The 25,218-nt window shown below is 72.0% G+C and carries 24 protein-coding genes; 11 read left to right on the top strand and 13 right to left on the bottom strand.

Translation table 11 applies throughout. The annotated features are described in order from the left end of the window. The coding region (locus AAW13_RS46345; protein ID WP_206306164.1) for a hypothetical protein at nucleotides 1-271 on the top strand (271 nt) is incomplete at its 5' end. A 475-nt stretch (nucleotides 272-746) separates the two neighbouring features. After that, the gene (gene trpS / locus AAW13_RS06915; protein ID WP_046734588.1) at nucleotides 747-1,793 is read left to right on the top strand and encodes a tryptophan--tRNA ligase; all 1,047 of its coding nucleotides are present in this window, start codon (nucleotides 747-749) and stop codon (nucleotides 1,791-1,793) included. 78 nt (nucleotides 1,794-1,871) lie between these two features. Here the strand turns inward: trpS and proC are convergent, their stop codons facing one another. The 7 genes from proC to AAW13_RS06880 all read right to left on the bottom strand — a co-directional run bounded on the left by proC (nucleotide 1,872) and on the right by AAW13_RS06880 (nucleotide 6,900). Continuing rightward, nucleotides 1,872-2,684, bottom strand: coding sequence for a pyrroline-5-carboxylate reductase (proC, locus tag AAW13_RS06910; RefSeq protein WP_046734589.1), 813 nt, complete (start codon nucleotides 2,682-2,684; stop codon nucleotides 1,872-1,874). 71 nt (nucleotides 2,685-2,755) lie between these two features. Next, nucleotides 2,756-3,547: an ABC transporter permease gene (locus tag AAW13_RS06905; protein ID WP_046734590.1), complete on the bottom strand. Its 792-nt coding sequence runs from the start codon at nucleotides 3,545-3,547 to the stop codon at nucleotides 2,756-2,758. Beyond that, entirely contained in the window at nucleotides 3,544-4,353 is an 810-nt protein-coding gene (locus AAW13_RS06900) for an ABC transporter ATP-binding protein (protein ID WP_046734591.1), read from the bottom strand. Before AAW13_RS06900 ends, AAW13_RS06905 begins: the two co-directional genes overlap by 4 nt. A gap of 390 nt (nucleotides 4,354-4,743) precedes the next feature. Continuing rightward, nucleotides 4,744-5,544 (bottom strand): class I SAM-dependent methyltransferase, encoded by an 801-nt coding sequence (locus AAW13_RS06895; RefSeq protein ID WP_046734592.1) that lies wholly within the window; start codon nucleotides 5,542-5,544, stop codon nucleotides 4,744-4,746. A 92-nt stretch (nucleotides 5,545-5,636) separates the two neighbouring features. Beyond that, entirely contained in the window at nucleotides 5,637-6,143 is a 507-nt protein-coding gene (locus tag AAW13_RS06890) for a hypothetical protein (protein ID WP_046734593.1), read from the bottom strand. Nucleotides 6,144-6,198: 55 nt separating this feature from the next. Beyond that, the gene (locus tag AAW13_RS06885) at nucleotides 6,199-6,489 is read right to left on the bottom strand and encodes an SH3 domain-containing protein (protein ID WP_046734607.1); all 291 of its coding nucleotides are present in this window, start codon (nucleotides 6,487-6,489) and stop codon (nucleotides 6,199-6,201) included. 87 nt (nucleotides 6,490-6,576) lie between these two features. Beyond that, entirely contained in the window at nucleotides 6,577-6,900 is a 324-nt protein-coding gene (locus AAW13_RS06880; RefSeq protein ID WP_046734594.1) for an SH3 domain-containing protein, read from the bottom strand. 180 nt (nucleotides 6,901-7,080) lie between these two features. Here AAW13_RS06880 and AAW13_RS06875 point away from each other — a divergent pair, with 180 nt between their 5' ends. Beyond that, nucleotides 7,081-9,204 carry a serine/threonine-protein kinase gene (locus AAW13_RS06875; protein WP_046734595.1) on the top strand — a complete coding sequence of 708 codons (2,124 nt, stop codon included), beginning with the start codon at nucleotides 7,081-7,083 and terminating at the stop codon, nucleotides 9,202-9,204. A gap of 158 nt (nucleotides 9,205-9,362) precedes the next feature. Here the strand turns inward: AAW13_RS06875 and ilvD are convergent, their stop codons facing one another. From ilvD to AAW13_RS06855, 4 genes are all read right to left on the bottom strand, one after another. After that, nucleotides 9,363-11,216, bottom strand: a complete 1,854-nt coding sequence (gene ilvD, locus AAW13_RS06870; protein WP_046734596.1) for a dihydroxy-acid dehydratase — start codon at nucleotides 11,214-11,216, stop codon at nucleotides 9,363-9,365. A gap of 107 nt (nucleotides 11,217-11,323) precedes the next feature. Beyond that, a complete protein-coding gene (locus tag AAW13_RS06865) occupies nucleotides 11,324-11,941 on the bottom strand; it encodes a TetR/AcrR family transcriptional regulator (RefSeq protein ID WP_046734597.1) in 618 nt (205 codons plus the stop codon). After that, nucleotides 11,938-12,762, bottom strand: coding sequence for a sugar phosphate isomerase/epimerase family protein (locus tag AAW13_RS06860; protein WP_046734608.1), 825 nt, complete (start codon nucleotides 12,760-12,762; stop codon nucleotides 11,938-11,940). The genes AAW13_RS06865 and AAW13_RS06860 overlap by 4 nt, the downstream gene beginning before the upstream one ends. A 93-nt stretch (nucleotides 12,763-12,855) precedes the next feature. Further along, nucleotides 12,856-13,788, bottom strand: coding sequence for a Ppx/GppA family phosphatase (locus AAW13_RS06855; protein ID WP_046734598.1), 933 nt, complete (start codon nucleotides 13,786-13,788; stop codon nucleotides 12,856-12,858). A gap of 143 nt (nucleotides 13,789-13,931) precedes the next feature. Between AAW13_RS06855 and AAW13_RS06850 the strand changes: the two genes are divergently transcribed. Next, on the top strand, nucleotides 13,932-14,735 hold the full coding sequence (locus AAW13_RS06850; RefSeq protein WP_046734599.1) for a DUF3109 family protein: 804 nt from the start codon (nucleotides 13,932-13,934) through the stop codon (nucleotides 14,733-14,735). A 252-nt stretch (nucleotides 14,736-14,987) separates the two neighbouring features. Here the strand turns inward: AAW13_RS06850 and AAW13_RS06845 are convergent, their stop codons facing one another. Then, on the bottom strand, nucleotides 14,988-16,679 hold the full coding sequence (locus AAW13_RS06845; RefSeq protein WP_046734600.1) for a BACON domain-containing protein: 1,692 nt from the start codon (nucleotides 16,677-16,679) through the stop codon (nucleotides 14,988-14,990). A gap of 207 nt (nucleotides 16,680-16,886) precedes the next feature. Between AAW13_RS06845 and radA the strand changes: the two genes are divergently transcribed. Both radA and disA read left to right on the top strand, forming a co-directional pair. Beyond that, complete coding sequence (gene radA, locus AAW13_RS06840) at nucleotides 16,887-18,296, top strand: DNA repair protein RadA (protein WP_046734601.1); 1,410 nt, start codon at nucleotides 16,887-16,889, stop codon at nucleotides 18,294-18,296. A gap of 80 nt (nucleotides 18,297-18,376) precedes the next feature. Next, nucleotides 18,377-19,501: a DNA integrity scanning diadenylate cyclase DisA gene (gene disA / locus AAW13_RS06835; RefSeq protein ID WP_046734602.1), complete on the top strand. Its 1,125-nt coding sequence runs from the start codon at nucleotides 18,377-18,379 to the stop codon at nucleotides 19,499-19,501. Between the two features lie 103 nt (nucleotides 19,502-19,604). On the opposite strand, the gene AAW13_RS06830 is transcribed toward disA, so the two are convergent. Beyond that, nucleotides 19,605-20,456 carry a hypothetical protein gene (locus AAW13_RS06830; RefSeq protein ID WP_206306163.1) on the bottom strand — a complete coding sequence of 284 codons (852 nt, stop codon included), beginning with the start codon at nucleotides 20,454-20,456 and terminating at the stop codon, nucleotides 19,605-19,607. Nucleotides 20,457-20,647: 191 nt separating this feature from the next. On the opposite strand from AAW13_RS06830, the gene AAW13_RS06825 reads away from it, so the two are divergent. The 5 genes from AAW13_RS06825 (at nucleotide 20,648) to cseC (ending at nucleotide 25,132) form a co-directional block, all read left to right on the top strand. Continuing rightward, on the top strand, nucleotides 20,648-21,523 hold the full coding sequence (locus AAW13_RS06825) for an HhH-GPD family protein (RefSeq protein WP_046734604.1): 876 nt from the start codon (nucleotides 20,648-20,650) through the stop codon (nucleotides 21,521-21,523). A 281-nt stretch (nucleotides 21,524-21,804) separates the two neighbouring features. Next, nucleotides 21,805-22,344 (top strand): SigE family RNA polymerase sigma factor, encoded by a 540-nt coding sequence (locus tag AAW13_RS06820; protein WP_046734605.1) that lies wholly within the window; start codon nucleotides 21,805-21,807, stop codon nucleotides 22,342-22,344. Continuing rightward, nucleotides 22,332-22,997 carry a hypothetical protein gene (locus tag AAW13_RS06815; RefSeq protein WP_046734606.1) on the top strand — a complete coding sequence of 222 codons (666 nt, stop codon included), beginning with the start codon at nucleotides 22,332-22,334 and terminating at the stop codon, nucleotides 22,995-22,997. The genes AAW13_RS06820 and AAW13_RS06815 overlap by 13 nt, the downstream gene beginning before the upstream one ends. 60 nt (nucleotides 22,998-23,057) lie before the next feature. Then, complete coding sequence (gene cseB, locus AAW13_RS06810; protein WP_046730869.1) at nucleotides 23,058-23,762, top strand: two-component system response regulator CseB; 705 nt, start codon at nucleotides 23,058-23,060, stop codon at nucleotides 23,760-23,762. An 11-nt stretch (nucleotides 23,763-23,773) separates the two neighbouring features. After that, nucleotides 23,774-25,132 carry a two-component system sensor histidine kinase CseC gene (gene cseC, locus AAW13_RS06805; protein WP_046730870.1) on the top strand — a complete coding sequence of 453 codons (1,359 nt, stop codon included), beginning with the start codon at nucleotides 23,774-23,776 and terminating at the stop codon, nucleotides 25,130-25,132. Nucleotides 25,133-25,218 lie beyond the last annotated feature (86 nt).

The raw sequence follows: 25,218 nt of genomic DNA, 5'->3' as shown, positions 1-25,218 counted from the left end.
TTCAAAGGAACCTCGCCCCAGCCGATGTTCGGCCGGAGACGGGGTATCAACATATCTGGCGTTGACTTTTGGCACGCTGTTGAGTTCTCAAGGAACGGTCGCTTCCTTTGTACTCACCCTCTCGGGCTTTCCTCCGGGCTTCCCTTCGGTCTTGCGTTTCCGACTCTATCAGATCTTTTCTCGATCCGATTTCCTCGGCGCTTTCCAGGTTTCCGCTCTCGCGTTTCCCTTTCCGGCGGTTCCGACTCTATCAGATCCTTTCGGCGTCTGATTCCCAGTCAGCGGGAGTTGTCTTCCCGGCCGTTGGGCCGTTCCGACGAGTGAGACTTTAGCGGATTCCCAGCCTCCGAGCTAATCGGGGGCCGCGTCCTTTCGAACGTGGATTCCTCATTTCGCAAATACGCACACCGAAGCAACACGACACCATGGCGCCGATTGCTGGTAGGTACTTGCGGAATGGCTGTCCGGGGACCGACCGGAGTCGGCGCTCACGTCGGACAACTCGGAGAACACTACGTATCCGGTCTGGGCGTGTCAACTCGCGGGCGGAACGACACCCCGGCGGCGTATGGTGGGCCGCATGACTACGCGTACGTGCACCCAGCAGTGGTGGGCCGCCTGACGGCGGCCGCGCTCACGTACGCGTTCAACGGCCGCCGCCTCGGCGGCCGTTCGTTTTTCCCCCTCCGGAGCTCCTGAGGGCCGGCCGCCCGGGACGGCGGCCGCGACCAGGAGGTGGAGAAGGAATGACACGGGTCTTCAGCGGGATCAAGCCGACCGGGCACCTGACCCTGGGGAACTACCTGGGAGCCATGCGCCAGTGGGCTGCCGTGGACCAGCACCAGGCGGACGCCCTGTTCTGCGTCGTCGACCTGCACGGGATGACCGTGGACCACGATCCGGCGCGGTTGCGCAGGCTCACCCGGCAGGCGGCGACGCTGCTGCTGGCGGCGGGGCTGGATCCTGAGCTGTGCACCGTGTTCGTGCAGAGTCACGTCGACGAGCACACCCGACTGTCGTACGTCATGGAGTGCGTGGCGACCGACGGTGAGATGCGGCGGATGATCCAGTACAAGGAGAAGGTCGCGAGCGAGGGTGGCCGGGGTCGCGGGGTGCGGCTGTCCCTGCTGACCTATCCGGCGCTGATGGCGGCGGACATCCTGGCTTACGGGGCGGACGAGGTGCCGGTCGGGGACGACCAGTCGCAGCACGTCGAGCTGACCCGGGACCTGGCGGTGCGGTTCAACCAGCGGTACGGGCACACGTTCGTGGTGCCGAAGGCCACCGTGCCGGCCGTGGCCGCGCGGGTCATGAACCTCCAGGACCCGACGTCCAAGATGGGCAAGAGCGACGACTCGGGCCCCGGAATCGTCTATCTCCTCGACGAACCGGACGTGATCCGCAAAAAGGTCATGCGGGCCGTGACCGACAGTGGGCGGGAGGTCGTCTACGACCGGGAGGAGCGGCCGGGGGTCGCGAATCTGCTGGAGATTCTCGCTGCGTGCACGGGCGGGAACCCTGAGTCACTGGCGACCGTTCACGATTCGTACGGCGCTCTGAAGCAGGCCACCGCGGAGGCGGTGGTGGAGGTGCTGAGGCCCGTGCAGGCCAGGCACAAGGAGTTGTGTGCCGATCCGGGACATGTGGAGGAGGTGCTGCGGCATGGGGCGGAGAAGGCTCGGGCGATCGCCCGGCCGATCGTCGATACGGCTTACCGGGCGATCGGGCTGTTGCCGCCGGGTGCCTTCGCGGAGACGGCCGCGTCCGGGCCCGCGTTGAACGCGGCGCGGTAGGCGCCGGGGCCCGGTGAGCGTCACCGGGCCGGGCGCGGCCGGTCCTTCTTGCCGGTGGCCGGTCCTTCTTGCCGGTGGCTAGTCCTTCTTGCCGGTGGCGAGTTCGCGGCTGCGGTCGCGGGCGGCTTCGAGGGCGGCGATGAGGGCGGCCCGTACGCCGTGGTTCTCCAGTTCGCGGATGGCGTTGATGGTGGTGCCCGCGGGGGAGGTGACGTTCTCGCGGAGCTTGACGGGGTGTTCGCCGCTGTCGCGGAGCATCACGGCGGCGCCGATCGCGGACTGGACGATCAGGTCGTGGGCCTTGTCGCGCGGCAGGCCGAGCAGGATGCCGGCGTCGGTCATGGCCTCGACCAGGTAGAAGAAGTACGCCGGACCCGAGCCGGAGAGCGCGGTGCAGGCGTCCTGCTGGGACTCGGGGACGCGCAGCGTCTTGCCGACCGCGCCGAAGATCTCCTCGGCGTGGGCGAGGTGGCCGGCGGTGGCGTGGCTGCCGGCGGAGATGACGGACATCGCCTCGTCCACGAGGGCGGGGGTGTTGGTCATGACACGGACGACCGGGGTGCCGGAGGCGAGGCGCTCCTCGAAGAAGGAGGTGGGGATACCGGCGGCGCCGCTGATGACGAGGCGGTCGGCGGGCAGGTGCGGGGCGAGTTCGTCGAGGAGCGCGCCCATGTCCTGGGGCTTGACCGTGAGGATCAAGGTGTCGGCGGTCTTCGCGGCCTCGGCGTTGGTGACCGGAGTGACTCCGTGGCGGGTGCGGAGTTCTTCGGCGCGTTCGGGGCGGCGGGCGGTGACCAGGAGGTCGGCGGGTGCCCAGCCGGCGCGGATCATTCCGCTGAGCAGGGCTTCGCCGATCTTGCCGGTGCCGAGGACTGCGACTTTCTGGCTCATGCGGTTCAGTCTGGCACCGGGGTGGAGGCGGCGGGGGTGGCCGTCCGCTGGCCGGACGCCGTCCCGGGCCGTTATGCGGTGCGTCGCCTCAGGGTCGCCGCTCCCAGTGCCAGGACGAGCACGGCGCAGCCGGCGACGATCAGGACGTCCCTGACGAAGGTGGTGGTCATGTCGGTGTGGTGCAGGACCTCGTTCATGCCGTCGACGGCGTAGGACATGGGCAGTACGTCGGAGACGGCCTCGAGGGCAGGGTGCATGTCGGAGCGGGGTGTGAAGAGGCCGCAGAGGAGGAGTTGGGGGAAGATCACCGCCGGCATGAACTGGACCGCCTGGAATTCCGAGGCCGCGAAGGCCGAGACGAAGAGACCGAGGGCCGTACCGAGCAGGGCGTCGAGCAGGGCGACCAGGAGCAGCAGCCAGGGTGAGCCGGTGACGTCGAGGCCCAGGAACCAGACGGCGAGGCCGGTGGCGAGGGCCGACTGGACGATGGCGAGTGTGCCGAAGGCGAGGGCGTAGCCGGCGATGAGGTCGGCCTTGCCGAGGGGCATGGCGAGGAGGCGTTCGAGGGTGCCGGAGGTGCGTTCGCGGAGGGTGGCGATGGAGGTCACCAGGAACATCGTGATGAGCGGGAAGATCCCGAGGAGGGAGGCGCCGATGTTGTCGAAGGTGCGCGGACTGGCGTCGAAGACGTAGCGGAGCAGGACCAGCATCAGGCAGGGGATGAGGAGGAGCAGCGCGATCGTGCGGGGGTCGTGGCGGAGCTGGCGCAGGACGCGGGCGGCGGTGGCGGTGGTGCGGGCGAGGCTGAGGGCGCTGACGGGGGCGGTTGTGGCTGTCGCGGTGGTCTCCGTCTGAGAGGTCATCGTGCTGTTTCCTTCGCGCGGGCGTGGGCGGCCGCTTCGTCGACCAGGTGGAGGAAGGCGGCTTCGACGGTTTCGGAGCCGGTGCGGGTGCGGAGGGCCTCGGGGCTGTCGTCGGCGAGGATCCGGCCGTCGCGCATGAGGAGGAGACGGTGGCAGCGCTCGGCCTCGTCCATCACGTGGGAGGAGATGAGGAGGGTGGCGCCGCGGTCGGCGGCGAGGGAGTGGAAGAGGTGCCAGAGGTCTCGGCGCAGGACGGGGTCGAGGCCGACGGTGGGTTCGTCGAGGACGAGGAGTTCGGGGGTGCCGAGCAGGGCGACGGCGAGGGAGACGCGGCTGCGCTGGCCGCCGGAGAGGTTGCCGGCGAGGGCATCGGCGTGGCTGGTGAGGTCGACTTCGCCGAGGACGCGTTCGGTGTCGGCGCGGCGGTCGGCGGAGGCGCGGGTGGGGTCGAGGACGGAGCCGAAGTAGTCGAGGTTCTGGCGGATGGTCAGGTCGCTGTAGACGGAGGGGGCTTGGGTGACGTAGCCGATGCGGGTGCGCAGGGTGGGGTGGCCGGCCGGTCGGCCGAGGACGTTCAGGGTGCCGGTGACCTTGGCCTGGGTGCCGACGACGGAACGCATCAGGGTCGATTTGCCGCAGCCGGAGGGGCCGAGCAGGCCGGTGATCTGACCGCGGGGGACGGTGAAGTCGAGCCCGCGCAGGACGGTGCGGGAACCGCGGGTCACCTCGACCCCGCGGGCTTCGACGGCTGGGGGCAGGGCTGTGCTGCCGGGGGCCTCGGCGGGCTCCGGCGAGTAATTCACCATGCGATGAATAATGCGCCGGACCCCAGACCCCGTCAAGCGCCCAGGGCTACCGCCCAGCCAGGGACACGGGGCGGCTCCGCCAGGGACACGAAGGCGGCCTCGCCACAGGCCCAGGGCCAACGCCCCGTCAGGGGCAGAAGGGGCGCCCCCGTCACAACCCCAGGGACACCGGTCCCGTCAGAAGAGAAGCGGGGCCCCCGTCACACCCCCCGCGCCAACGCCCCGCCAGGGGCGCGGGGAACTGCGCGCCCAGCCCCCACCCACCCGCACCCGACCCGGACACCCCGGGTAGTCACCACCCGCACCCGACCCCCAACCCGGCCGTGCCCGGGTAGTCACCACCCGCACCCGACCCCCGACCCGGCCGTGCCCAGTCCTCGAACCCCTCGCTCAGTCGTTGCGGGCGACGAGCAGGAGGACGTCGTACGTCTCCTCCACCACCCCCTCCGGGAAGGCCGTGAGCAGGTGGGACCGTTCCTCGGCGAGGAAGGCGGTGCGGTGGTCCTCCGGGATGACCAGGAACGCCGAGTGGCTGCCGATGTTGGCGAGATGGGTGTCGACGGGGACACGCCGGCTCCAGCGGACCTCACGGCGGCTGAAGCGGAGCCGCCCGGTGGGGTCGGCGAGCTCCGTGTGGTCGGCCCTCGCGCGCTTCTCGGCGGCGACGTCGATGCCGAAGAAGCGGGCCAGCCGGTCGCCCTGTCCGGCGATCCAGTCGACGTCGGCGGCGTTGGTGTTCCACCACAGTGCCAGCGCACCGCCGGGGCGCAGCACGCGCAGGGCCTCCGGCACGGACTGCGCGGGGTCGGTCCAGTGCCAGGCCTGGGCGTAGGTGACGAAGTCGGCGGTGGCGTCGGCGAGGGGAAGGGCGTTGCCGTTGCCACGGACGACGGGGACGCCGGGGAGGGCGGCCCGGAACTGCGCCGCCATGCCCTCCCCCGGCTCCACCGCGACCACGTCGGCGCCGCGGGCGTGCAGCAGGGCGGTCGCGATGCCGGTGCCCGCGCCGACGTCGACCGCCCTGGCCCCCGCGAGCACGCGGCCGGCCTCCTCCTCGACGGCGTCCAGCAGGGCGGCCGGGTAGGAGGGGCGGTTCGCGGCGTACTGGGCCGCGGCGGCGTTGAAGGAGTGGGCGCGGGCGGCGTGGGAGGAGGGGAAGGGGGTGCGGGGGTCCGGCTGGCGTGTGGTCATGCGGCCATGGTCGCGGGGCCGGGACGAGCGCGACAGAGCGTCTCGGGTCCTGGGGCCGGCAGGGGTCCCGCGTCACTGCCGCACGGGCGGGCTCAGCGCTTCCGCTTCTTCTTCGACGGGTTGCCCGTGCGGCGGGTGGTGCGGCGTTCGTGGTCCTGGACGGCGGTGTCGTACTCGGCGCGGTGCAGTTTCTCGCCGGGCGCCTCGACGAGGGAGCGGAAGAAGTAGGCGAGCAGCAAGCCGACGAAGCCGATGGCGAGGAGGCCGCGCAGGGAGGCCTGGCGTTCGGGGTCGGGGCGCTTGCCGAAGGACTCCCAGGTGTTGCGGAAGGCCAGGGCGCTACAGATGGCGAACATCGCGACGACGAGGACGGTGACGAAGGCGCCGGTGTCGGCGAGCTGTACGCCCTCGTAGGCGAGGCGCAGGACCAGGCAGGAGACGACGGCGGCGGCGAGCGAGCCGGCGGCGACGCCGATACGGCGGGCAGTGTAGCCGTCGTCGTGGTTGACCCAGGACGTGCCGAAGAAGCGGAGGGGCTCGGGGCGGGGTCCGCCGGTGGAGCCCGCGGAGGTGTCCGGGGTGCCTGGTTCGTCGCTCACGGGACGATTATGGCTCCGGCTCCTCCACGGGCTCCGGGTCGGGGTCGCTACGGACTCAGGCGCAGCGGTCGGCCACGTAGCCGTCACTGCCGGTGTGGACGTAGGTGTCCGAGACGAATTCGCCGTTGCTGATGTTGTCCCAGATGTTCGACGTGCCGTAGTAACCGGACACCGTCGAGCCCGGGGTCTGGCAGTAGATCGGCACCTTGGCGCCCTCGGTGAGGACGCGGGTGATGGAGTAGCTGGTGCCGGGGCCGCTGCGGACGTTCAGGCGGATGCCCGGGGCGGTGTCGTAGTAGCGGACACTGGCGGCCGCGTTCGCCGTGGCGGCGGAGCCGAGAAGCATGAGGAAGGCACTGCCGGTGACCGCTGCCAGCAGGGTGGTTCTGCGTCTGAGCGATGTCATGCGAATCCCCTGGAGACGAAGACCGGATCAGGCGCAGCGGTCGGCCACGTAGCCGTCGCTGCCGGTGTGGACGTAGGTGTCCGAGACGTACTCGCCGTTGTCGATGTTGTCCCAGATGTTCGACGTGCCGTAGTAACCGGACACCGTCGTACCGGGCGTCTGGCAGAAGATGGGCACGCGGGTGCCCTCGGCCAGGGTGCGCGTGATGCTGTAGCTGGTGCCGGGGCCGCTGCGGACGTTGAGGCGGACGCCCGGGGCGACCGCGTACGTCTTGACGGACGCCGCCGCCAGCGTCGTGACGGCCTCGTCCTCGCCGCCGCCCACCGCTTCCTGAGCCTGTTCGACAGACATGTGGTGCTCCCCCCATTGGACCCATGAGTGTCATGGAGTCCCGTTGATTCCCCTGAATCGAGCCACGAAACACATGTTCGTAACTCGATAGCGGACGCTAGCAAGCCGCCTCTGTGTCGCACGCGTCATCGACTAGGCTCCGTGCGTCGCGCTCCGCGGAATCAGCACGGGGGTGGTCCCTTGACGCCACAGCGCAACACCGGAGCGGGCGCGGAAGCGGAACTTCCCGAGTACGCCGGGCACTACCGTCTGGAGTCCTGCCTGGGCTCGGGCGGCATGGGCGTGGTGCATCTGGCCCGCAGCACCTCGGGGCTGAAGCTCGCGGTGAAGGTCGTGCATGCCGAGTTCGCCAAGGACCGTGAGTTCAGGGGCCGTTTCCGGCAGGAGGTGGCCGCCGCGCGGAAGGTCAGCGGTGCCTTCACCGCCCCCGTCGTGGACGCCGATCCCGAGGCCGACCGGCCCTGGATGGCCACCCTCTACATCCCCGGCCCGACTCTCTCCGAGCATGTGAAGCGGAACGGGCCGATGCCCCCTGCGCAGTTGCGCCGGCTGATGGCCGGACTGGCGGAGGCGCTGCGCGACATCCACCGGGTCGGCGTGGTCCACCGGGACCTGAAGCCGAGCAACGTGCTGCTCGCCGAGGACGGTCCCAAGGTCATCGACTTCGGGATCTCCCGGCCGAAAGACAGCGAACTGCGGACCGAGACGGGCAAGTTGATCGGTACGCCGCCGTTCATGGCGCCCGAGCAGTTCCGGCGGCCGCGTGAGGTGGGGCCCGCCGCGGACATCTTCGCGCTCGGGTCGGTGCTGGTGCACGCGTCGACCGGGCGGGGTCCGTTCGACTCCGACAGCCCTTATGTCGTCGCCTACCAGGTCGTGCACGACGAGCCGGACATCGCCGGGGTGCCGGAGGAGCTGGCGCCGCTGGTGCTGCGCTGCCTCGCCAAGGAGCCCGAGGACCGGCCGACGCCCGACGAGCTGATGCGGGAGCTCAGGTCGTTGTCGGCGTCGTACGACACACAGGCGTTCATACCGGCGCAGCGGATCAGGGAGGAGGACGGCGACAGCGCGACGCCGGGCGAGCAGCCGTCGGCCGCCGCGCCGGAGCCGAAGCCGCGCGGGCCGTGGAAGGCCACCCGGCGACGGATGGCCGTCGCCGCCGGGTCGAGCGTGCTGGTGCTGGGCGGTCTGGTCGGCTCGGTGCTGTGGCTCGGGGGCGGCGACCCGACGCCCGCGGGCGCCACGGGGCAGGGCTCGGCCCCCGCGTTCACGGCCTGGCACGCCGACGCGGCGGCCAAGGACGGCTCGGGGATGCCCCGATGCGTGGCCGGTGCCGGGAAGTTGCTGTGCGTCCGGTCGGGGCTGGCGTTCGGCCTCGACCCGGCGGACGGTCGTCTGCTGTGGCGGCACAGGGTCGCGGACGAGCGGTCGAGCGACTCGCCGTCCCTGTCGGGCGGGCTTCTGCTGCTGCCGACGGACGGGCGCCGGCAGGTGACCGCCCTGGATCCCGCCACCGGTTCGCCGCGCTGGGAACGGGACCTCTCGGCGTTCCAGGGCATGGAGATCACCCGGAGCATGCTGCTGGCGGTCGGCGCCGACGGGAAGGTCACCGGCATGGACAGCACGTCCGGCCGCGCGAAGTGGAGCCGGTCCCTGTCCGGGAGCGGTACGCCGTCCCTGAGCTCGTTCGCCGGAGATCCGCTGGTGTACGTGACCAGCACGTCGGACACGGGGGCGCACACCCTGGTCACCGCGCTGGACCCGGTCACGGGTGCCCAGCGCTGGCAGAGCCGGCCGGCGGGGGACCTGCGGCCGGTCGGCAGTGCGGGCGGGTCCCTGTTCCTGTTGTCCCTGGACACGTCCGCCGGGGAGACGGACGCGGTCGTGCGCTACACGCCCGGCACCGGGGCGACGCGCCGGGTGGCGCTGCCCGTGCCCCGGGTGGCACCGGCCGCCACGGTGCGCGGCGACGTCGTCTACCTGCTGGCCGCCGGTGGCTCGCTGGAGGCCGTCGACGTCGGGAGCGGCCGGCAGCTCTGGGAGCTCCAGACCTCGGTGACCCGGGGCTCGGCGCCCGCCGCCGACGGCCGGTACGTCTACGTCACGGCGGCCGACGGACGTCTGCTCGCCGCGGACGCCCGGAAGGGAACCCTCGTCGGCCAGACCCCGGCGCGCCTGGGTGCGAACGCCAGCGAGGTGACCGCGTCTCTGTCGGCTCCGCTCGTCCTCGGCACCCACGTCTACGCCACCGCCCCCGACGGCTCCGTCTTCGCCGTCGATGCCGAGGCTCCTGGGGGCTGGTGACGGCGTAGCGGCCCCGGGACCCGGACCGGAAGCCGAACCCAGAGCCCGGTCACCACCCGGACGCGGCCCCAGAACCAGAACCCCGGACACGAGCCCGGCCCCACACCGAGAAGGGGCCGCCCCCGTGTGGGAGGCGGCCCCTTGTCGGGTGTTGTGGGTCAGCCCAGTTTGGAGACGTCGCGGACGGCGCCCTTGTCGGCGCTGGTGGCCATCGCCGCGTAGGCGCGGAGCGCCGCCGAGACCTTGCGCTCGCGGTTCTTCGGGGCGTACACGCCGTTCAGGGCCTGCTCGCGGCGGGACAGCTCGGCCTCGTCGACGAGGAGCTCGATCGTGCGGTTCGGGATGTCGATGCGGATCCGGTCGCCGTCCTCGACGAGGGCGATGGTGCCGCCGGAGGCCGCCTCGGGGGAGGCGTGGCCGATGGACAGGCCCGAGGTGCCGCCGGAGAAGCGGCCGTCGGTGATCAGCGCGCAGGTCTTGCCGAGGCCGCGGCCCTTGAGGAAGGACGTCGGGTAGAGCATCTCCTGCATACCGGGGCCGCCCTTGGGGCCCTCGTAGCGGATGACCACGACGTCGCCGTCCGTCACCTGCTTGTTGAGGATCTTCTCGACGGCCTCTTCCTGCGACTCGCAGACGACCGCGGGGCCCTCGAAGGTCCAGATGGACTCGTCGACGCCGGCTGTCTTCACCACGCAGCCGTCGACGGCGAGGTTGCCCTTGAGGACCGCGAGGCCGCCGTCCTTGGAGTACGCGTGCTCGACGCTGCGGATGCAGCCCTCCGCCGCGTCCTCGTCCAGCGCCTCCCAGCGCTCGGACTGGGAGAAGGCCTCGGCGGAGCGGACGCAGCCGGGGGCCGCGTGCCACAGCTCGACGGCGTCGGGGGACGGGGAACCGCCGCGCACGTCCCAGGTCTTCAGCCAGTCGGCCAGGGAGGGGCTGTGGACCGCGTGGACGTCCTCGTTGAGGAGGCCGCCGCGGTGCAGTTCGCCGAGGAGGGCGGGGATGCCGCCGGCGCGGTGCACATCCTCCATGTAGTAGGTGCGGGTCTTGGCGACGTTCGGGGCGACCTTGGCCAGGCAGGGGACCCTGCGGGACACCTCGTTGATCTGCTCCAGGCCGAAGGGGACGCCCGCCTCCTGGGCGGCGGCCAGCAGGTGCAGGATCGTGTTCGTGGAGCCGCCCATCGCGATGTCGAGGGCCATGGCGTTCTCGAACGCGGCGAAGGTCGCGATGTTCCGGGGCAGGACCGTGTCGTCGTCCTGCTCGTAGTAGCGGCGGGTGATGTCCATGACCGTGGTGGCCGCGTCGACGTACAGCCGCTTGCGGGCCGTGTGGGTGGCGAGGACCGAGCCGTTGCCCGGCAGCGAGAGGCCGATCGCCTCGGTCAGGCAGTTCATCGAGTTGGCGGTGAACATGCCGGAACAGGAGCCGCAGGTCGGACAGGCGTTCTCCTCGATACGGAGGATGTCCTCGTCCGAGATCTTGTCGTTCACGGCGTCGGAGATCGCGTCGACGAGGTCGAGGGTGCGGACCGTGCCGTCGACGAGGGTCGCGCGGCCGGCCTCCATGGGGCCGCCGGAGACGAAGACCGTCGGGATGTTCAGGCGCAGGGCGGCCATCAGCATGCCCGGGGTGATCTTGTCGCAGTTGGAGATGCAGACCAGGGCGTCGGCGCAGTGCGCCTCGACCATGTACTCGACCGAGTCCGCGATCAGGTCACGGGAGGGCAGGGAGTACAGCATGCCGCCGTGGCCCATCGCGATGCCGTCGTCCACGGCGATGGTGTTGAACTCGCGCGGGATGCCGCCCGCCTCCTTGATCGCCTCGGAGACGATCCGGCCGACCGGCTGGAGGTGGGTGTGGCCCGGCACGAACTCGGTGAAGGAGTTGGCCACGGCGATGATCGGCTTACGGCCGATGTCCGCGCCGGGTACACCGGAGGCGCGCATAAGGGCGCGGGCGCCCGCCATGTTGCGGCCGTGGGTGACTGTGCGGGACCTCAGCTCGGGCATCGCGCTCGCTCCTTCAGACAGATAGGGCTGCTATTGAGCGTACGCCCGTTGTTCAGGCCTCGGGACGAGGTGTCCGGAATGCGGGACACATGTCTCAGCGGCGCAGGTCACGGCCCGGTCAGATGTCCCTGCACCACCGGGGCGACCCGCCGCACGATCTGCTCCAGGTCCACCGAGGCCAGCGGCTCCACCTTGATCACGTAGCGCAGCATCGCGCAGCCCACCAGCTGGGCCGCCGCCAGTTCGGCGCGCAGCTCCGCGTCCGGCAGGTCCAGCTGTCCGGCGATCCTGCGCAGCAGCTGGGCGGCGATCAGACGGCGGAAGACGGCGGCCGCGGCCTCGTTGTTGACGGCGGAGCGGATGATCGCCAGCAGGGGCGTCCGGGTGGTGGGGTTCTCCCAGACACCGAAGATGAACCGGGTCAGGCGCTCGCCGACCCCGTCCAGCGGGCCGTCGGCGATCGCGGCGGGCGCGTTCAGCGCGGGGGCGAAGGCCACCGAGATGGCGGCCTCGAAGACCTGTTCCTTGGTGCCGAAGTAATGGTGGACCAGGGCGGAGTCGACGCCGGCGGCCTTGGCGATACCGCGCACGGACGTCTTCTCGTAGCCGCGTTCGGAGAACTCCTCGCGGGCGGCGACGAGGATGCGGTCCCGGGTGCCGGCCGACTCGGTACGCGGTGGGCGGCCACGGCGGCGGGCGCCGGAGCCGTGGTCGGCGTCGGTCATCGGCGGGGCACCTTCACCGCCGAGGCCAGGTGCAGGCGGGTGAAGGCCAGGGCCTCCGCGAGATCGGCCTCGCGCTCCGCGCCGGACATCGCGCGCCGGGTGTTGACCTCGATGACGACGTGCCCGTCGAAACCGGTGAGCGCGAGGCGCTCCAGCAGTTCGGCGCAGGGCTGGGTGCCGCGGCCGGGCACCAGGTGCTCGTCCTTGGCGGAACCGCGGCCGTCGGCGAGGTGGACGTGGCCGAGCCGGTCGCTCATCCGGTCGAGCATGGCGAGGGCGTCCACCCGGGACGTCGAGGCATGGCTGAGGTCGATCGTGAAGTGCCGGTAGTCGTCCTTGGTGACGTCCCAGTCGGGGGCGTACGCCAGCATCTCGCGGTCGCGGTAGCGCCACGGGTACATGTTCTCCACCGCGAACCGCACATCCGTCTCGTTCGCCATCCGCCAGATCCCCTCGACGAAGTCGCGGGCGTACTGGCGCTGCCAGCGGAACGGGGGGTGCACGACGACCGTGCTCGCGCCCAGCTTCTCGGCGGCGGACCGGGCCCGCTGGAGCTTGACCCAGGGGTCGGTGGACCAGACCCGCTGGGTGATCAGCAGACAGGGGGCGTGAACGGCGAGGATGGGGATGCGGTGGTAGTCGCTGAGCCTGCGCAGGGCCTCGATGTCCTGGCTGACCGGGTCGGTCCACACCATGACCTCGACGCCGTCGTAGCCGAGGCGTGCGGCGATCTCGAAGGCCGTCGCCGTCGACTCCGGATAGACGGAGGCCGTGGAGAGCGCGACCTTCGCATCCGGGATGCGGACGACGTGCCTTGGAATTGCCACGAGGGACAGGTTACGGGGTGGGGACGAGTGGGCAGGGGGCGCCTACTCGCCGTTGTGACCACCGTCATGCGCGGCTCTCGCGCTCCGCTACGCCGAACCCATGTGGTCGAGGCGCCTCAGGATGACGCCCTCCCGCAGGGCCCACGGGCAGACCTCCACGCTCTCCACCTCGAAGAGGTCCATCGCGGCCTCCGCCACCAGTGCGCCCGCCACCAGCTGGTTCGCCCGGCCCTCGGACACCCCCGGCAGTGCGGAGCGCTGCGCCGTGCTCATGGCCGCCAGCCGCGGGACCCAGGTCTCCAGGGAGTTCCGCTTGAGTTCGCGCTGCACGTAGAGGCCGTCGGCGGAGCGGGCCGCGCCGGCGATACGGGCCAGCTGCTTGAACGTCTTGGACGTGGCGACCACGTGGTCGGGCGCGCCGAAGCGGCTGAACTCGCCGACCGTACGGGCGATCTCGGCGCGTACATGGCGACGTAGCGCCCGTATGTCGTCGGCGGACGGCGGGTCGCCGGGCAGCCAGCCGGCGGTGAGCCGCCCGGCGCCGAGCGGGAGGGAGACGGCCGCGTCGGGCTCCTCGTCGATGCCGTAGCCGACCTCGAGGGAGCCGCCGCCGATGTCCAGGACCAGCAGCTTTCCGGCGGACCAGCCGAACCAGCGGCGGGCGGCGAGGAAGGTCAGCCGGGCCTCCTCGGCGCCGGTGAGGACCTGGAGCTCGACACCGGTCTCGGCCTGCACGCGCGCGAGCACGTCGTCGGCGTTGCTGGCCTCGCGCACCGCGGAGGTCGCGAACGGCAGCAGGTCCTCGACGCCCTTGTCCTCCGCGGCCTGCAACGCGTCCTTGACGACACCGACCAGTTTCTCGACCCCGTCGGGGCCGATGGCCCCGTTGCCGTCGAGGAGTTGGGCGAGGCGGAGCTCCGCCTTGTGCGAGTGCGCCGGGAGCGGACGCGCGCCGGGGTGGGCGTCCACCACCAGCAGATGCACCGTGTTAGATCCCACGTCGAGGACACCGAGTCTCATGTACGGAACTGTACGGAACACTGCTGGGAGCGGGTGTCGAGCAGTCCCCGCGCGGACCTCCGGCGTCTTACCCTGGACGGGTGCCAAAGACGAAAAAGACGAAGGACCACAAGGGCGCCAAATCAGCCGACGGTTCTTCGCGGGTGACGCCACCGCGGCCGTCGAAGACGCCGAAGCTGTCGAGGAAGGCCCTGGCCGAGGACGAGAAGGGCCTCGACTTCGCGCGCGCGTGGGTGGAGTTCCCCGATCCGGCGGACGACGAGCAGGTGTTCCGTTGCGATCTGACCTGGCTGACCTCCCGCTGGAACTGCATCTTCGGCAGCGGCTGCCAGGGCATCCAGGCGGGCCGCGCGGACGACGGCTGCTGCACGTTGGGCGCGCACTTCTCCGACGAGGACGACGAGAAGCGGGTCGCCGAGCACGTGACGCGGCTCACGCCGGAGATCTGGCAGCACCATGACGAGGGCACCCGGGGCGGCTGGATCTCGGAGGACGAGGACGGCTCCCGTCAGACCCGTCCGTTCAACGGCTCGTGCATCTTCCAGAACCGCCCGGGGTTCGCAGGCGGCGCGGGCTGCTCGCTGCACATCCTGGCGCTGAAGGAGGGCCGCGAGCCGCTGGAGACCAAGCCGGACGTCTGCTGGCAGCTCCCCGTCCGCCGGACGTACGACTGGATCGACCGCCCCGACGACACACGCGTCCTCCAGATCTCCATCGGCGAGTACGACCGCAGGGGCTGGGGCCCGGGTGGCCACGACCTCCACTGGTGGTGCACGTCGGCGACGTCGGCGCACGGCGCGGGCGACCCGGTGTACGTCTCGTACCGCCCGGAACTGACCGAGCTGATGGGCAAGGCGGGCTACGACCGCCTGGTGGAACTCTGCGAACAGCGCCTCGCCTCCCAGCTCCCCCTACTGGCCCCCCACCCAGCAGACCCCACCGACTGACACCCACAACAGCACCCCGTCAGGGGCGCGGGGAACTGCGCGAGCAACCACCACGGCGCCCGCGGCCCTGCCCGGCTGGCACCGCCGACCTCCACCGTCGTGACCGAGCACCATCGCGGCAGCAAGAAGAAACCGGCGGGAAGGCAGCACCGCGCCCGAAGGGGCGCGGGGAACTGCGCGAGCAACCACCACGGCGCCCGCACCCCCCCCTACGCACAGCAAGCACAACGGCGCCCATGGCTGGGGCTCGCGTCACGGTGTCGGTGGGGGTGGGGCGGTCTCGGGGGGTGTCGGCGTGGCCGAACCTGTCGGGGTGCCGGTCTCCGACTCCGTCGGTGTCGGGGTCGGCTCGGGCGGCGTCGGGGGCTCGCTGGCCGGTGGCGATGGCTGGGGCGAGGCGGGCATCGTCGGCGTCGGCCTCCCCGGAGGGGTCGGTTTCGGTCCCCGGCGCGACGGGGGAGCCGTCCCGTATCCGGTGATCGACACCACCGCCCCCGCCGGCGCCACCGCCACCCGCGCGCTCCAGTGCCCCGACGGCTCCCGCAGATGATCGACGTACACCTTGACCGTGAACGACTCGCCCGGCCGCAGCGTCCCCGAGGACCGCGTGAAGTACAGCCAGCCCGCCGGAGTGGACACCGACCAGCGCACCGGCGCGTCCCCGGCCGCCGCCAGCGTGACCAGCGTCGTGTCGCCGTCGTTCTCGGCCGTCACCCTGAGGTGCCCCGCACCGGCCTGCTTCCGGTCGGCCCCGACGACGCTGATCACCTCCACCGACACGTCGGCCTTGCCGCCACTGCCGACGCGCGGCCCGGGTCTGGTGGTGGCGTTGCCGGCGTTCTCGTAGCCGCCCGCGTCGTCACCGCCCAGCACGCCCGGACCGGCGGCCTCGCGCGCGGTCGCGGACGGCCCGTCGTGCCCGTCCCCCGCCGGCGAGCCCCGGTAGGCGGCCCACAGGGCGAGCACCGGCGCCGCCACCACCGTCGCGACGACGGTCGTCGTGACGGCACGCGCGCGGAGCCGGTCGCGACGGGCGGCGTGGTCCTTCGGGTCCATCGGGAAGCCGCGCCGGTCGAAGCGCGGGGCCGCCGCACCCCGCGCGCGCGGCTGGTGCGCCATCGCCATGTGCAGGGCCGCGCGGGGCGCCTCCAGGACGGGCAGCTCGGCGGGGGTGGTCATCGCGCCGGGCCACCGGCCGGGGGCCGCGCGTTCGGCGGTGCGGCGGCAGCGCGGACAGTCGTCGACATGGCGGACGAGTTCGCGGCGCAGGGCACTGCTGAGCACCAGTTGGCTGTCCCCGGTGAGGTGGGAGACGCTCGGGCAGCCGCCGGTCTCGACCACCGCGAGGGCCGCGCGGGTGCGTTCGACCTCGCAGGCGGCGGAGGCGAGCAGTTCGCGGGCGCCCGCCAGGTCCATGCCGAGGACCGCGGCGACCTCGTCGGCGGTGAGGTGGTGGCGTACGGCGAGTTCGAGTGCCTCACGCTGCTCGGGGGTGGTGCCGGCCGCCTCGGGCCAGGCGAGCAGGGCGAGTTCACGGCTCCGCTGCTCCTGGTCGGCGGTGGCCGCCTGCGGTTCGGGCGCGTTGTGGCGGCCCGCCGCGTGGGTGGCCTGACGTTTCTGCTTGGCCTGGGCGAGCCCGCGCAGGCAGGCCCAGCGGGCCAGTGCGTACAGCCACGCCCTGCGGTCCGCGGCGGCCGCCGGGACACGCTGGCCGCGCCGCTCGGCGACGGCGAGGACGTCCCCGAGGGCGGCGGTGGCCGTGTCGTGGTCGCACAGCACCGAGAGGCAGTAGGTGAACAGCCCGTCCAGGTACGGCTCGTAGCGCGCCGGCGGTCGCTGCGCCAGCGCGCGCGCCGCCGTACGGTCACGCGCCGCGCGCGCCTCCCGGTGCGCCCGGTGTGCACCGATCGTGCGGGTCGAGGTCTCCGGTGTGCTGCTCGTCACCCGTGCGACCGTAGGCGGCGGCGTAACGTCCCTTCTTGCGGCTTGAGCACTTTTAATCCGTACGGGTGAAACGATCCCTCAATAGGGGACAGCACGCCGTGATTCCGTGGCTCGTTCCCGGCCCGGCACGGCCGGGACCGGTCCACCCACACCTGTCACGGGGGCCGCTCCGGCCCCGCTGTCAGTGGCGGGGGCTACGGTTTCCGCATGGCCACCCGTACCAAGACCGCGAAGGACCGACCGTCGTACCGCTGCACCGAGTGCGGCTGGCAGACGGCCAAGTGGCTCGGCCGCTGCGCCGAGTGCCAGGCCTGGGGCACGATCGAGGAGTACGGCGCGCCCGCGGTCCGTACGACGGCACCCGGCCGGGTCACCACCTCCGCGGTGCCCATCGGCCAGGTCGACGGCCGTCAGGCCACCGCCCGCACCACCGGCGTGCCCGAGCTGGACCGGGTCCTCGGCGGGGGTCTGGTCCCCGGCGCGGTCGTGCTCCTGGCCGGCGAGCCCGGCGTCGGCAAGTCCACCCTCCTGCTCGACGTGGCGGCCAAGTCGGCGAGCGACGAGCACCGCACGCTCTACGTCACAGGCGAGGAGTCCGCGAGTCAGGTCCGCCTGCGCGCGGACCGCATCGGCGCCATCGACGACCACCTCTATCTGGCCGCCGAGACCGACCTGTCCGCCGTTCTCGGCCACTTGGACGCGGTGAAGCCGTCGCTGCTGATCCTCGACTCGGTGCAGACGGTCGCCTCCCCCGAGATCGACGGCGCGCCCGGCGGCATGGCCCAGGTGCGGGAGGTGGCCGGAGCCCTCATCCGCGCCTCCAAGGAGCGGGGCATGTCGACGCTCCTCGTGGGCCACGTCACCAAGGACGGCGCGATCGCGGGACCGCGCCTGCTGGAACACCTGGTCGACGTCGTCCTGCACTTCGAGGGCGACCGGCACGCGCGCCTGCGGCTCGTGCGCGGCGTCAAGAACCGGTACGGCGCCACCGACGAGGTCGGCTGCTTCGAACTGCACGACGAGGGCATCACGGGCCTCGCCGACCCGAGCGGACTTTTCCTGACAAGGCGTGCCGAACCGGTCCCCGGCACCTGCCTGACCGTCACCCTGGAGGGCCGCCGCCCGCTGGTCGCCGAGGTCCAGGCGCTCACCGTGGACTCGCAGATCCCCTCCCCCCGCCGGACCACCTCCGGTCTGGAGACCTCCCGGGTCTCGATGATGCTGGCGGTGCTGGAGCAGCGCGGCCGGATCAGCGCGCTGGGCAAGCGGGACATCTACTCCGCGACGGTGGGCGGCGTGAAGCTCTCCGAGCCGGCGGCGGATCTCGCGATCGCGCTGGCGCTGGCGTCGGCCGCGAGCGACACCCCGCTCCCCAAGAACCTGGTCGCCATCGGCGAGGTCGGTCTCGCGGGCGAGGTCAGACGGGTCACCGGCGTCCAGCGCAGGCTCTCCGAAGCGCACCGGCTCGGCTTCACGCACGCGCTCGTACCGGGCGATCCCGGCAAGGTCCCGCCGGGCATGAAGGTCCTGGAGGTCGCCGACATGGGGGACGCGCTGCGGGTGCTGCCGCGCTCCCGTCGCCGGGAGGCCCCACGGGAGGCGGAGGAGCGCCGGTAGACTTTGCCCTGGTCTCGCCCGTCCGTACGAACCGAGTGCGGGTGCGGCGGCGCCTCAGAACCTGCGACCGGAGGAGTGCAGTGGCAGCCAACGACCGGGCAGCGGCTCCCGGAAAGTCCGGCGGGAGCGCCGGTTCCGATGGCCTGATGCGCGCCTCGCTGAGCGCCGTGGCTCCGGGCACGTCCCTGCGGGACGGCCTGGAGCGGGTCCTCCGTGGCAACACCGGCGGTCTCATCGTCCTCGGCTTCGACAAGTCCGTCGAGACGATGTGCACGGGCGGTTTCGTGCTCGACGTCGAGTTCACGGCGACCCGGCTGCGCGAGCTGTGCAAGCTCGACGGCGGCATCGTGATCTCCTCCGACCTGTCGAAGATCCTGCGGGCGGGTGTCCAGTTCGTACCGGACGCCACGATCCCGACGGAGGAGACGGGCACCCGGCACCGTACGGCGGACCGGATCTCCAAGCAGGTCGGCTTCCCGGTGGTCTCGGTCTCGCAGTCGATGCGGCTGATCGCCCTCTACGTCGACGGGCAGCGCCGGGTCCTGGAGGACTCGGCGGCGATCCTGTCCCGGGCGAACCAGGCGCTCGCGACCCTGGAGCGGTACAAGCTCCGGCTGGACGAGGTGGCCGGCACGCTGTCGGCGCTGGAGATCGAGGACCTGGTGACGGTCCGGGACGTGTCCGCCGTCGCCCAGCGCCTGGAGATGGTCCGCCGGATCGCCACGGAGATCGCCGAGTACGTGGTCGAACTGGGCACCGACGGGCGCCTCCTCGCACTCCAGCTGGACGAGTTGATCGCCGGGGTCGAGCCGGAGCGGGAGCTGGTGGTCCGGGACTACGTGCCCGAGCCGACGGCGAAGCGGTCCCGCACGGTCGACGAGGCGCTGTCCGAGCTGGACGCCCTGAGCCATGCGGAGCTGCTGGAACTGTCGACGGTGGCGCGGGCGTTGGGGTACACGGGGTCGCCGGAGACGCTGGACTCGGCGGTGTCGCCGCGCGGTTTCCGGCTGCTGGCGAAGGTGCCGCGGCTGCCCGGCGCGATCATCGACCGGCTGGTGGAGCACTTCGGGGGCCTACAGAAGCTGCTCGCCGCGAGCGTCGACGACCTCCAGACGGTGGACGGCGTCGGCGAGGCGCGGGCGCGCAGTGTGCGCGAGGGTCTGTCCCGGCTGGCGGAGTCTTCGATTCTCGAGCGGTACGTCTGATGTCGCCTGCCGGCTCGGGCGGTCGCGATGTACGGCGACGACGGGCCCACGGGGGCTGATCGCGCAGTTCCTCGCGCCCCTGACGGGGCGCTTCGACCGGGCCTCAGTCCGCCGACAGTACGAAGGACGCCTGGGCCTTCGCGTAGCCCGGGGCCGCCGCTTGCAGCAGGTACGTGCCCGCGCCGGCCGAGCCCGCCGGGGGTGTCGCGCACTGGGCCGCGCTCGGCTTGCGGTCCCACTTCAGGGTGTACGTGATGCTGCTGCCCGACGGCACCCGGTACCAGCGGCTCGCCGCCGCCTTCGGGCAGTCGGCCGAGGACCAGTAGCTGTCGTCCGCGGACGCCGCGGTGATCGTCAACACCGCGTTCTTCGGGCCGAGATCGATCTTGCAGTCGCTGGACGACGTGTTCTTCGCGGTGAGTTCGAAGGTCGGCGTCTGCTCCGGCGAGTACGAGTTGTGCAGGCTCTTCAAGGTCAACGACACCGCGCCGGCGGTGCAGTCGGGGAGCGTGGAGGACCCCGGCAGCGAGGCGGCCGTACCGCCGGAGCCGGAGGTCACGTCGGTGCCCGAGCCGGCCGAGGAACCGCCGGAACCGGCCGCACCGGAGGACGAGCCGTCACCCGAACCGTCCGAACTCCCGTCACCGGCACCGGAACTCGCGCCGGCACTGGACCCGGACCCGGACCCCGTGCCGGATCCGCTCCCGCCGGACTCGTCCCGGCCGCCCGGCGCCTGGCTGATCGCGGGCCCGCTGCCGGACGGCCCCGGCGTGATCGTGGAGACGGGATTCTTGCCGTTCGACCCGTCGGCGCCCTTCCTCCCGCCCCCGCCGCCCGAAGTGACGATCCACGCGATCACCAGCGCCAGGACGACGACCGCGGACAGCATGATGACCCTCCGTCGCCAGTAGATGGAGGAGGGAAGCGGCCCGACCGGATTGCGCAGAGATCCCACGGCGCAAACTGTACGAGAGATCCGTGCACTTCCTCGCCCCACCCGCCGCCCGAACCTCAACTTTTCCGGATCATCATTTCGGCAACTCCCGTCGGCATGGCTGCTCTTCGTCGACGGCGCCGTCGGCCCCGGCCTCGTCGCCCACCACGTCCGCCCCAGCCGTCGCCGGACGTGGCAGGATCGGTAGGGCCATGACTGAGAAGCTGCACACCCCTGTGATCGCCTGGTTCGACGCCCACGCCCGTGACCTCCCCTGGCGCCGCCCGGAGGCGGGCCCGTGGGGTGTGATGGTCAGCGAGTTCATGTTGCAGCAGACGCCGGTCAGCCGCGTGCTGCCGGTGTACGAGCAGTGGCTGGCCCGCTGGCCGCGCCCCGCCGACCTCGCCGCGGAGGCACCCGGCGAGGCGGTCCGCGCCTGGGGCCGGCTCGGCTACCCGCGCCGCGCCCTCAGGCTGCACGGCGCGGCGGTCGCCATAACGGAACGGCACGACGGGGACGTGCCCACCGATCACGCGCAGCTGCTGGCGCTGCCCGGGATCGGCGAGTACACGGCCGCGGCGGTCGCGTCGTTCGCGTACGGGCAGCGGCACGCCGTGTTGGACACGAACGTGCGGCGGGTCCTCGCGCGGGCCGTCACCGGGGTGCAGTACCCGCCGAACGCCACCACCGCCGCCGAACGCAAGCTCGCCCGTGAGCTGCTGCCGGCCGACGAGCGGACCGCCGCCCGCTGGGCCGCCGCCTCCATGGAGCTGGGCGCGCTGGTGTGCACGGCGAAGAACGAGACGTGCCTGCGGTGCCCCATCGCCGCCGAGTGCGCCTGGCGGCTGGCCGGCAAGCCGGAGCACGAGGGACCGCCGCGGCGCGGGCAGACGTACGCCGGTACCGACCGGCAGGTGCGCGGCAAGCTGCTCGCCGTACTGCGCGAGGCGCACGCCCCCGTCGCGCAGGCGGCGCTCGACCGGGTGTGGCACGAGCCGGTGCAGCGGGCGCGCGCCCTGGACGGGCTGGTCTCGGACGGTCTGGTGGAGCCGCTCGCGGGCGGTCTCTACCGGCTCCCGCAGGGCTGACGTACAGCCACATCACAGGACAACGGGCCGTGTTACGGCCCCGAGTGCCAGAAAAACAGCCTGATAACCGGGCATATCAACCCGTCCGCTTACCCCGAACCTACTTCCGTTACACAACCGACGGACAGCCGATTGCTACCCGCAGGCTGCTCCGCACAGCGCCGTGACAACGAGTCCGTAGCTTCGTTTCTGTGCCCGCCACGACCGGCGGGACGGCAGGGACCACAGCAGGAACTCAAGGCCGAGGGCCGGGGAAAACGGGGATCGGGAGGCGGTTGATCATGGCGCAGGGCGAGGTGCTCGAATTCGAGGAGTACGTCCGCACCCGGCAGGACGCGCTGCTGCGCAGCGCCCGCCGGCTGGTCCCGGACCCGACCGATGCCCAGGACCTGCTCCAGACCGCGCTGGTACGGACGTACGGACGCTGGGAAGGCATCGCCGACAAGAAACTCGCCGACGCCTACCTGCGCCGGGTCATGATCAACACGCGGACCGAGTGGTGGCGGGCCCGCAAGCTGGAGGAAGTTCCCACCGAGCAGCTGCCCGACGCCTCGGTGGCGGACTCCACCGAGCAGCACGCGGACCGCGCTCTGCTCATGGACATCATGAAGGTGCTCGCTCCGAAGCAGCGCAGTGTCGTGGTGCTGCGACACTGGGAGCAGATGTCCACGGAGGAGACGGCCGCCGCCCTCGGCATGTCGGCCGGAACGGTCAAGAGCACGCTGCACCGGGCGCTCGCCCGGCTCCGCGAGGAGCTGGAGTCCCGCGACCTCGACGCACGCGCGCTGGAGCGTGAGGAGCGGGAGCGTTGCGCGGCCTGACCGACGCGGGGCCCGACAGGGGCCCGGCAGGCGCACAGGCGGTGATCACGGCGTCGGCCGTGGTCGCCGCCGTCGCCCTTTTCGCCGCGGCCTGCGGCACCGGCGGCACCGGCGCCCGTGACGAGGGCCCGGCACACTCCGACTCGGTCGGGCAGGCCCCGGCCGCCAAGGTTCCCGCGCCCAATCCGTCCCAGACCTACGCGAAGGTCGACGCGGTCGCCCTGGTGAAGGCCGACCCGGCGGTCTCGGCCACGGTGAAACGGGACCTGAAGCCGTGCGCCGGGGACGACTACCCGGTCGACGTGACCTACGGCGACCTCACCGGCGGCCAGGTCGACGACGTCGTCGTCAACGTGCTGACCTGCGGGGACGCCGTGGGAGTGGGGGCGTACGTGTACCGCAGCGACAGCGGCTCGTACAAGAATGTGTTCAAGGCCGAGGAGTCCCCGGTCTACGCGGAGATCGACAAGGGCGACCTGAGCGTGACCAAGCAGGTGTACGAGAAGGGGGACCCGGTGTCGAGTCCCTCGGGCGAGAACGTGATCACCTATCGCTGGACGTCGGGGCGGTTCGTCCAGGAGGACTTCCACCACACCGACTACGGCAACGCGGCCGGCGGCGACCCCACCGAGGCGCCCTCCGCCGCCGGCTGAACCCGACCCCACCCCCACCCCCGCCCCGCCCCCGCCCCAACGACGACACGAGAGAGCCGGATGGCAGACCAGACCCACGTCCTGTTCGTCGAGGACGACGACGTCATCCGCGAGGCCACCCAGCTCGCCCTGGAGCGGGACGGCTTCGCGGTCACCGCCATGCCCGACGGGCTGTCGGGCCTGGAGGCGTTCCGGGCCGACCGGCCCGACATCGCGCTGCTGGACGTGATGGTCCCGGGCCTCGACGGGGTGAGCCTGTGCCGCCGGATCCGGGACGAGTCGACCGTCCCGGTGATCATGCTGTCGGCACGGGCCGACTCCATCGACGTGGTGCTGGGCCTGGAGGCGGGCGCCGACGACTACGTCACCAAGCCGTTCGACGGCGCCGTGCTGGTCGCCCGCATCCGGGCCGTACTGCGCCGCTTCGGACACGCGAGCGGCGGCGAGAAGCCGCACGAGGACGCGACGCCGGTCACCGGCGGGCTGCTCACCTTCGGCGACCTGGAGATCGACACGGAGGGCATGGAGGTGCGCCGGGCCGGGCAGCCGGTCGCGCTCACCCCGACCGAGATGCGGCTGCTCCTGGAGTTCTCCTCGGCACCCGGGACCGTCCTCTCCCGCGACAAGCTGCTGGAACGCGTCTGGGACTACGGCTGGGGCGGGGACACCCGGGTCGTCGACGTCCATGTGCAGCGGCTGCGCACGAAGATCGGCCAGGACCGGATCGAGACGGTCCGTGGTTTCGGCTACAAGTTGAAGGCCTGAGCGGGGCGGCCATGCGGGGGATCACCAGACACATCCGGCACAGCGGCCCGGGACTGCGCACCGGGCTCCGGTGGAAGCTGAGCGCGGCCATCGCACTGGTCGGCGCGCTGGTCGCGATCGCGCTGAGCCTGGTGGTGCACAACGCCGCCCGGGTCTCGATGCTGGACAACGCCCGTGACCTGGCCAACGAGCGGCTCCAGATCGCGCAGCGCAACTACGAGCTGTTCGGCCGGGCGAACTTCCCCGACGTCAAGGTCAACGACCCGCTGCTGCCGGACGCCCTGCGCGACAAGGTCGACGCGGGCCGCCGGGCGACCGACGTCATCGACCACGGCAGCGGCGCGCCGGACATCTGGGCGGCGGTGCAGGCCAAGGACGGGCGGGTGCTGTCCCTGCACGGCACCTTCCCGAACCGCAGCAGCAACGTGCTGAAAGACCTCGACCAGGCCCTGGTCATCGGCTCCATCGCGGTCGTCCTCGGCGGCAGCGCCCTCGGCGTGCTGATCGGCGGGCAGCTCTCGCGCCGGCTGCGCAAGGCGGCGGCCGCGGCCAACCAGGTCGCCCAGGGCGAGCCGGACGTGCGGGTGCGGGAGGCGATCGGCGGGGTCGTCCGGGACGAGACCGACGACCTGGCGCGCGCGGTGGACGCGATGGCGGACGCGTTGCAGCAGCGGCTGGAGGCCGAGCGGCGGGTGACCGCCGACATCGCGCACGAGCTGCGGACGCCGGTGACGGGCCTGCTCACGGCCGCCGAGCTCCTTCCGCCGGGCCGCCCGACGGAGCTGGTCCTGGACCGGGCGAAGGCGATGCGCACCCTCGTCGAGGACGTGCTGGAGGTGGCGCGGCTCGACAGCGCCTCCGAGCGGGCCGAGCTCCAGGACATCATGCTGGGCGAGTTCGTGGCGCGGCGGGTGACGGCGAAGGACCCCGCGATCGAGGTGCGGGTGGTGCACGAGTCGGAGGTCACCACCGACCCGCGGCGGCTGGAGCGGGTGCTGTTCAACCTGCTCGCCAACGCGGCCCGGCACGGCAAGCCGCCGATCGAGGTGACCGTCGAGGGCCGGGTCATCCGGGTCCGCGACCACGGCCCCGGCTTCCCCGAGAAGCTCCTCGCGGAGGGGCCGAGCCGCTTCCGCACCGGCAGCGAGGACCGTGCGGGGCAGGGGCACGGGCTGGGCCTGACCATCGCGGCCGGGCAGGCACGGGTGCTGGGCGCCCGCCTGACCTTCCGCAACATCCGGCCTGCGGGCTCCCCCGCGCACGTTCCCGCGGAGGGCGCGGTGGCCGTTCTGTGGCTCCCCGAACACGCCCCGACGGCGACGGGCAGCTACCCGATGCTGCCGGGCCCCGCCCAGGCGGGGGGCCGGTGAGCCGCGAAGGCCGACTGGTGCGTGGCCGTGAGGAATACCTGGCGCGCGGGGCCGTGGGGGCTGGTCGCGGGGCCGTGGGGGCTGGT

Source organism: Streptomyces humi, assembly GCF_001005085.2.
Taxonomy (GTDB): Bacteria; Actinomycetota; Actinomycetes; order Streptomycetales; family Streptomycetaceae; genus Streptomyces; species Streptomyces humi.
The sequence above is the reverse complement of the archived record's forward strand: the minus strand, read 5'-3'. Positions and strand labels throughout refer to the sequence as shown.

Coding starts and splice junctions, on each gene's coding strand:
- trpS (WP_046734588.1), top strand. CDS start 747: ATGACACGGGTCTTCAGCGGGATCAAGCCGACCGGGCACCTGACCCTG.
- proC (WP_046734589.1), bottom strand. CDS start 2,684: ATGAGCCAGAAAGTCGCAGTCCTCGGCACCGGCAAGATCGGCGAAGCC.
- AAW13_RS06905 (WP_046734590.1), bottom strand. CDS start 3,547: ATGACCTCTCAGACGGAGACCACCGCGACAGCCACAACCGCCCCCGTC.
- AAW13_RS06900 (WP_046734591.1), bottom strand. CDS start 4,353: ATGGTGAATTACTCGCCGGAGCCCGCCGAGGCCCCCGGCAGCACAGCC.
- AAW13_RS06895 (WP_046734592.1), bottom strand. CDS start 5,544: ATGACCACACGCCAGCCGGACCCCCGCACCCCCTTCCCCTCCTCCCAC.
- AAW13_RS06885 (WP_046734607.1), bottom strand. CDS start 6,489: ATGCTTCTCGGCTCCGCCGCCACGGCGAACGCGGCCGCCAGTGTCCGC.
- AAW13_RS06880 (WP_046734594.1), bottom strand. CDS start 6,900: ATGTCTGTCGAACAGGCTCAGGAAGCGGTGGGCGGCGGCGAGGACGAG.
- ilvD (WP_046734596.1), bottom strand. CDS start 11,216: ATGCCCGAGCTGAGGTCCCGCACAGTCACCCACGGCCGCAACATGGCG.
- AAW13_RS06865 (WP_046734597.1), bottom strand. CDS start 11,941: ATGACCGACGCCGACCACGGCTCCGGCGCCCGCCGCCGTGGCCGCCCA.
- AAW13_RS06855 (WP_046734598.1), bottom strand. CDS start 13,788: ATGAGACTCGGTGTCCTCGACGTGGGATCTAACACGGTGCATCTGCTG.
- radA (WP_046734601.1), top strand. CDS start 16,887: ATGGCCACCCGTACCAAGACCGCGAAGGACCGACCGTCGTACCGCTGC.
- AAW13_RS06825 (WP_046734604.1), top strand. CDS start 20,648: ATGACTGAGAAGCTGCACACCCCTGTGATCGCCTGGTTCGACGCCCAC.
- AAW13_RS06820 (WP_046734605.1), top strand. CDS start 21,805: ATGGCGCAGGGCGAGGTGCTCGAATTCGAGGAGTACGTCCGCACCCGG.
- cseB (WP_046730869.1), top strand. CDS start 23,058: ATGGCAGACCAGACCCACGTCCTGTTCGTCGAGGACGACGACGTCATC.
- cseC (WP_046730870.1), top strand. CDS start 23,774: ATGCGGGGGATCACCAGACACATCCGGCACAGCGGCCCGGGACTGCGC.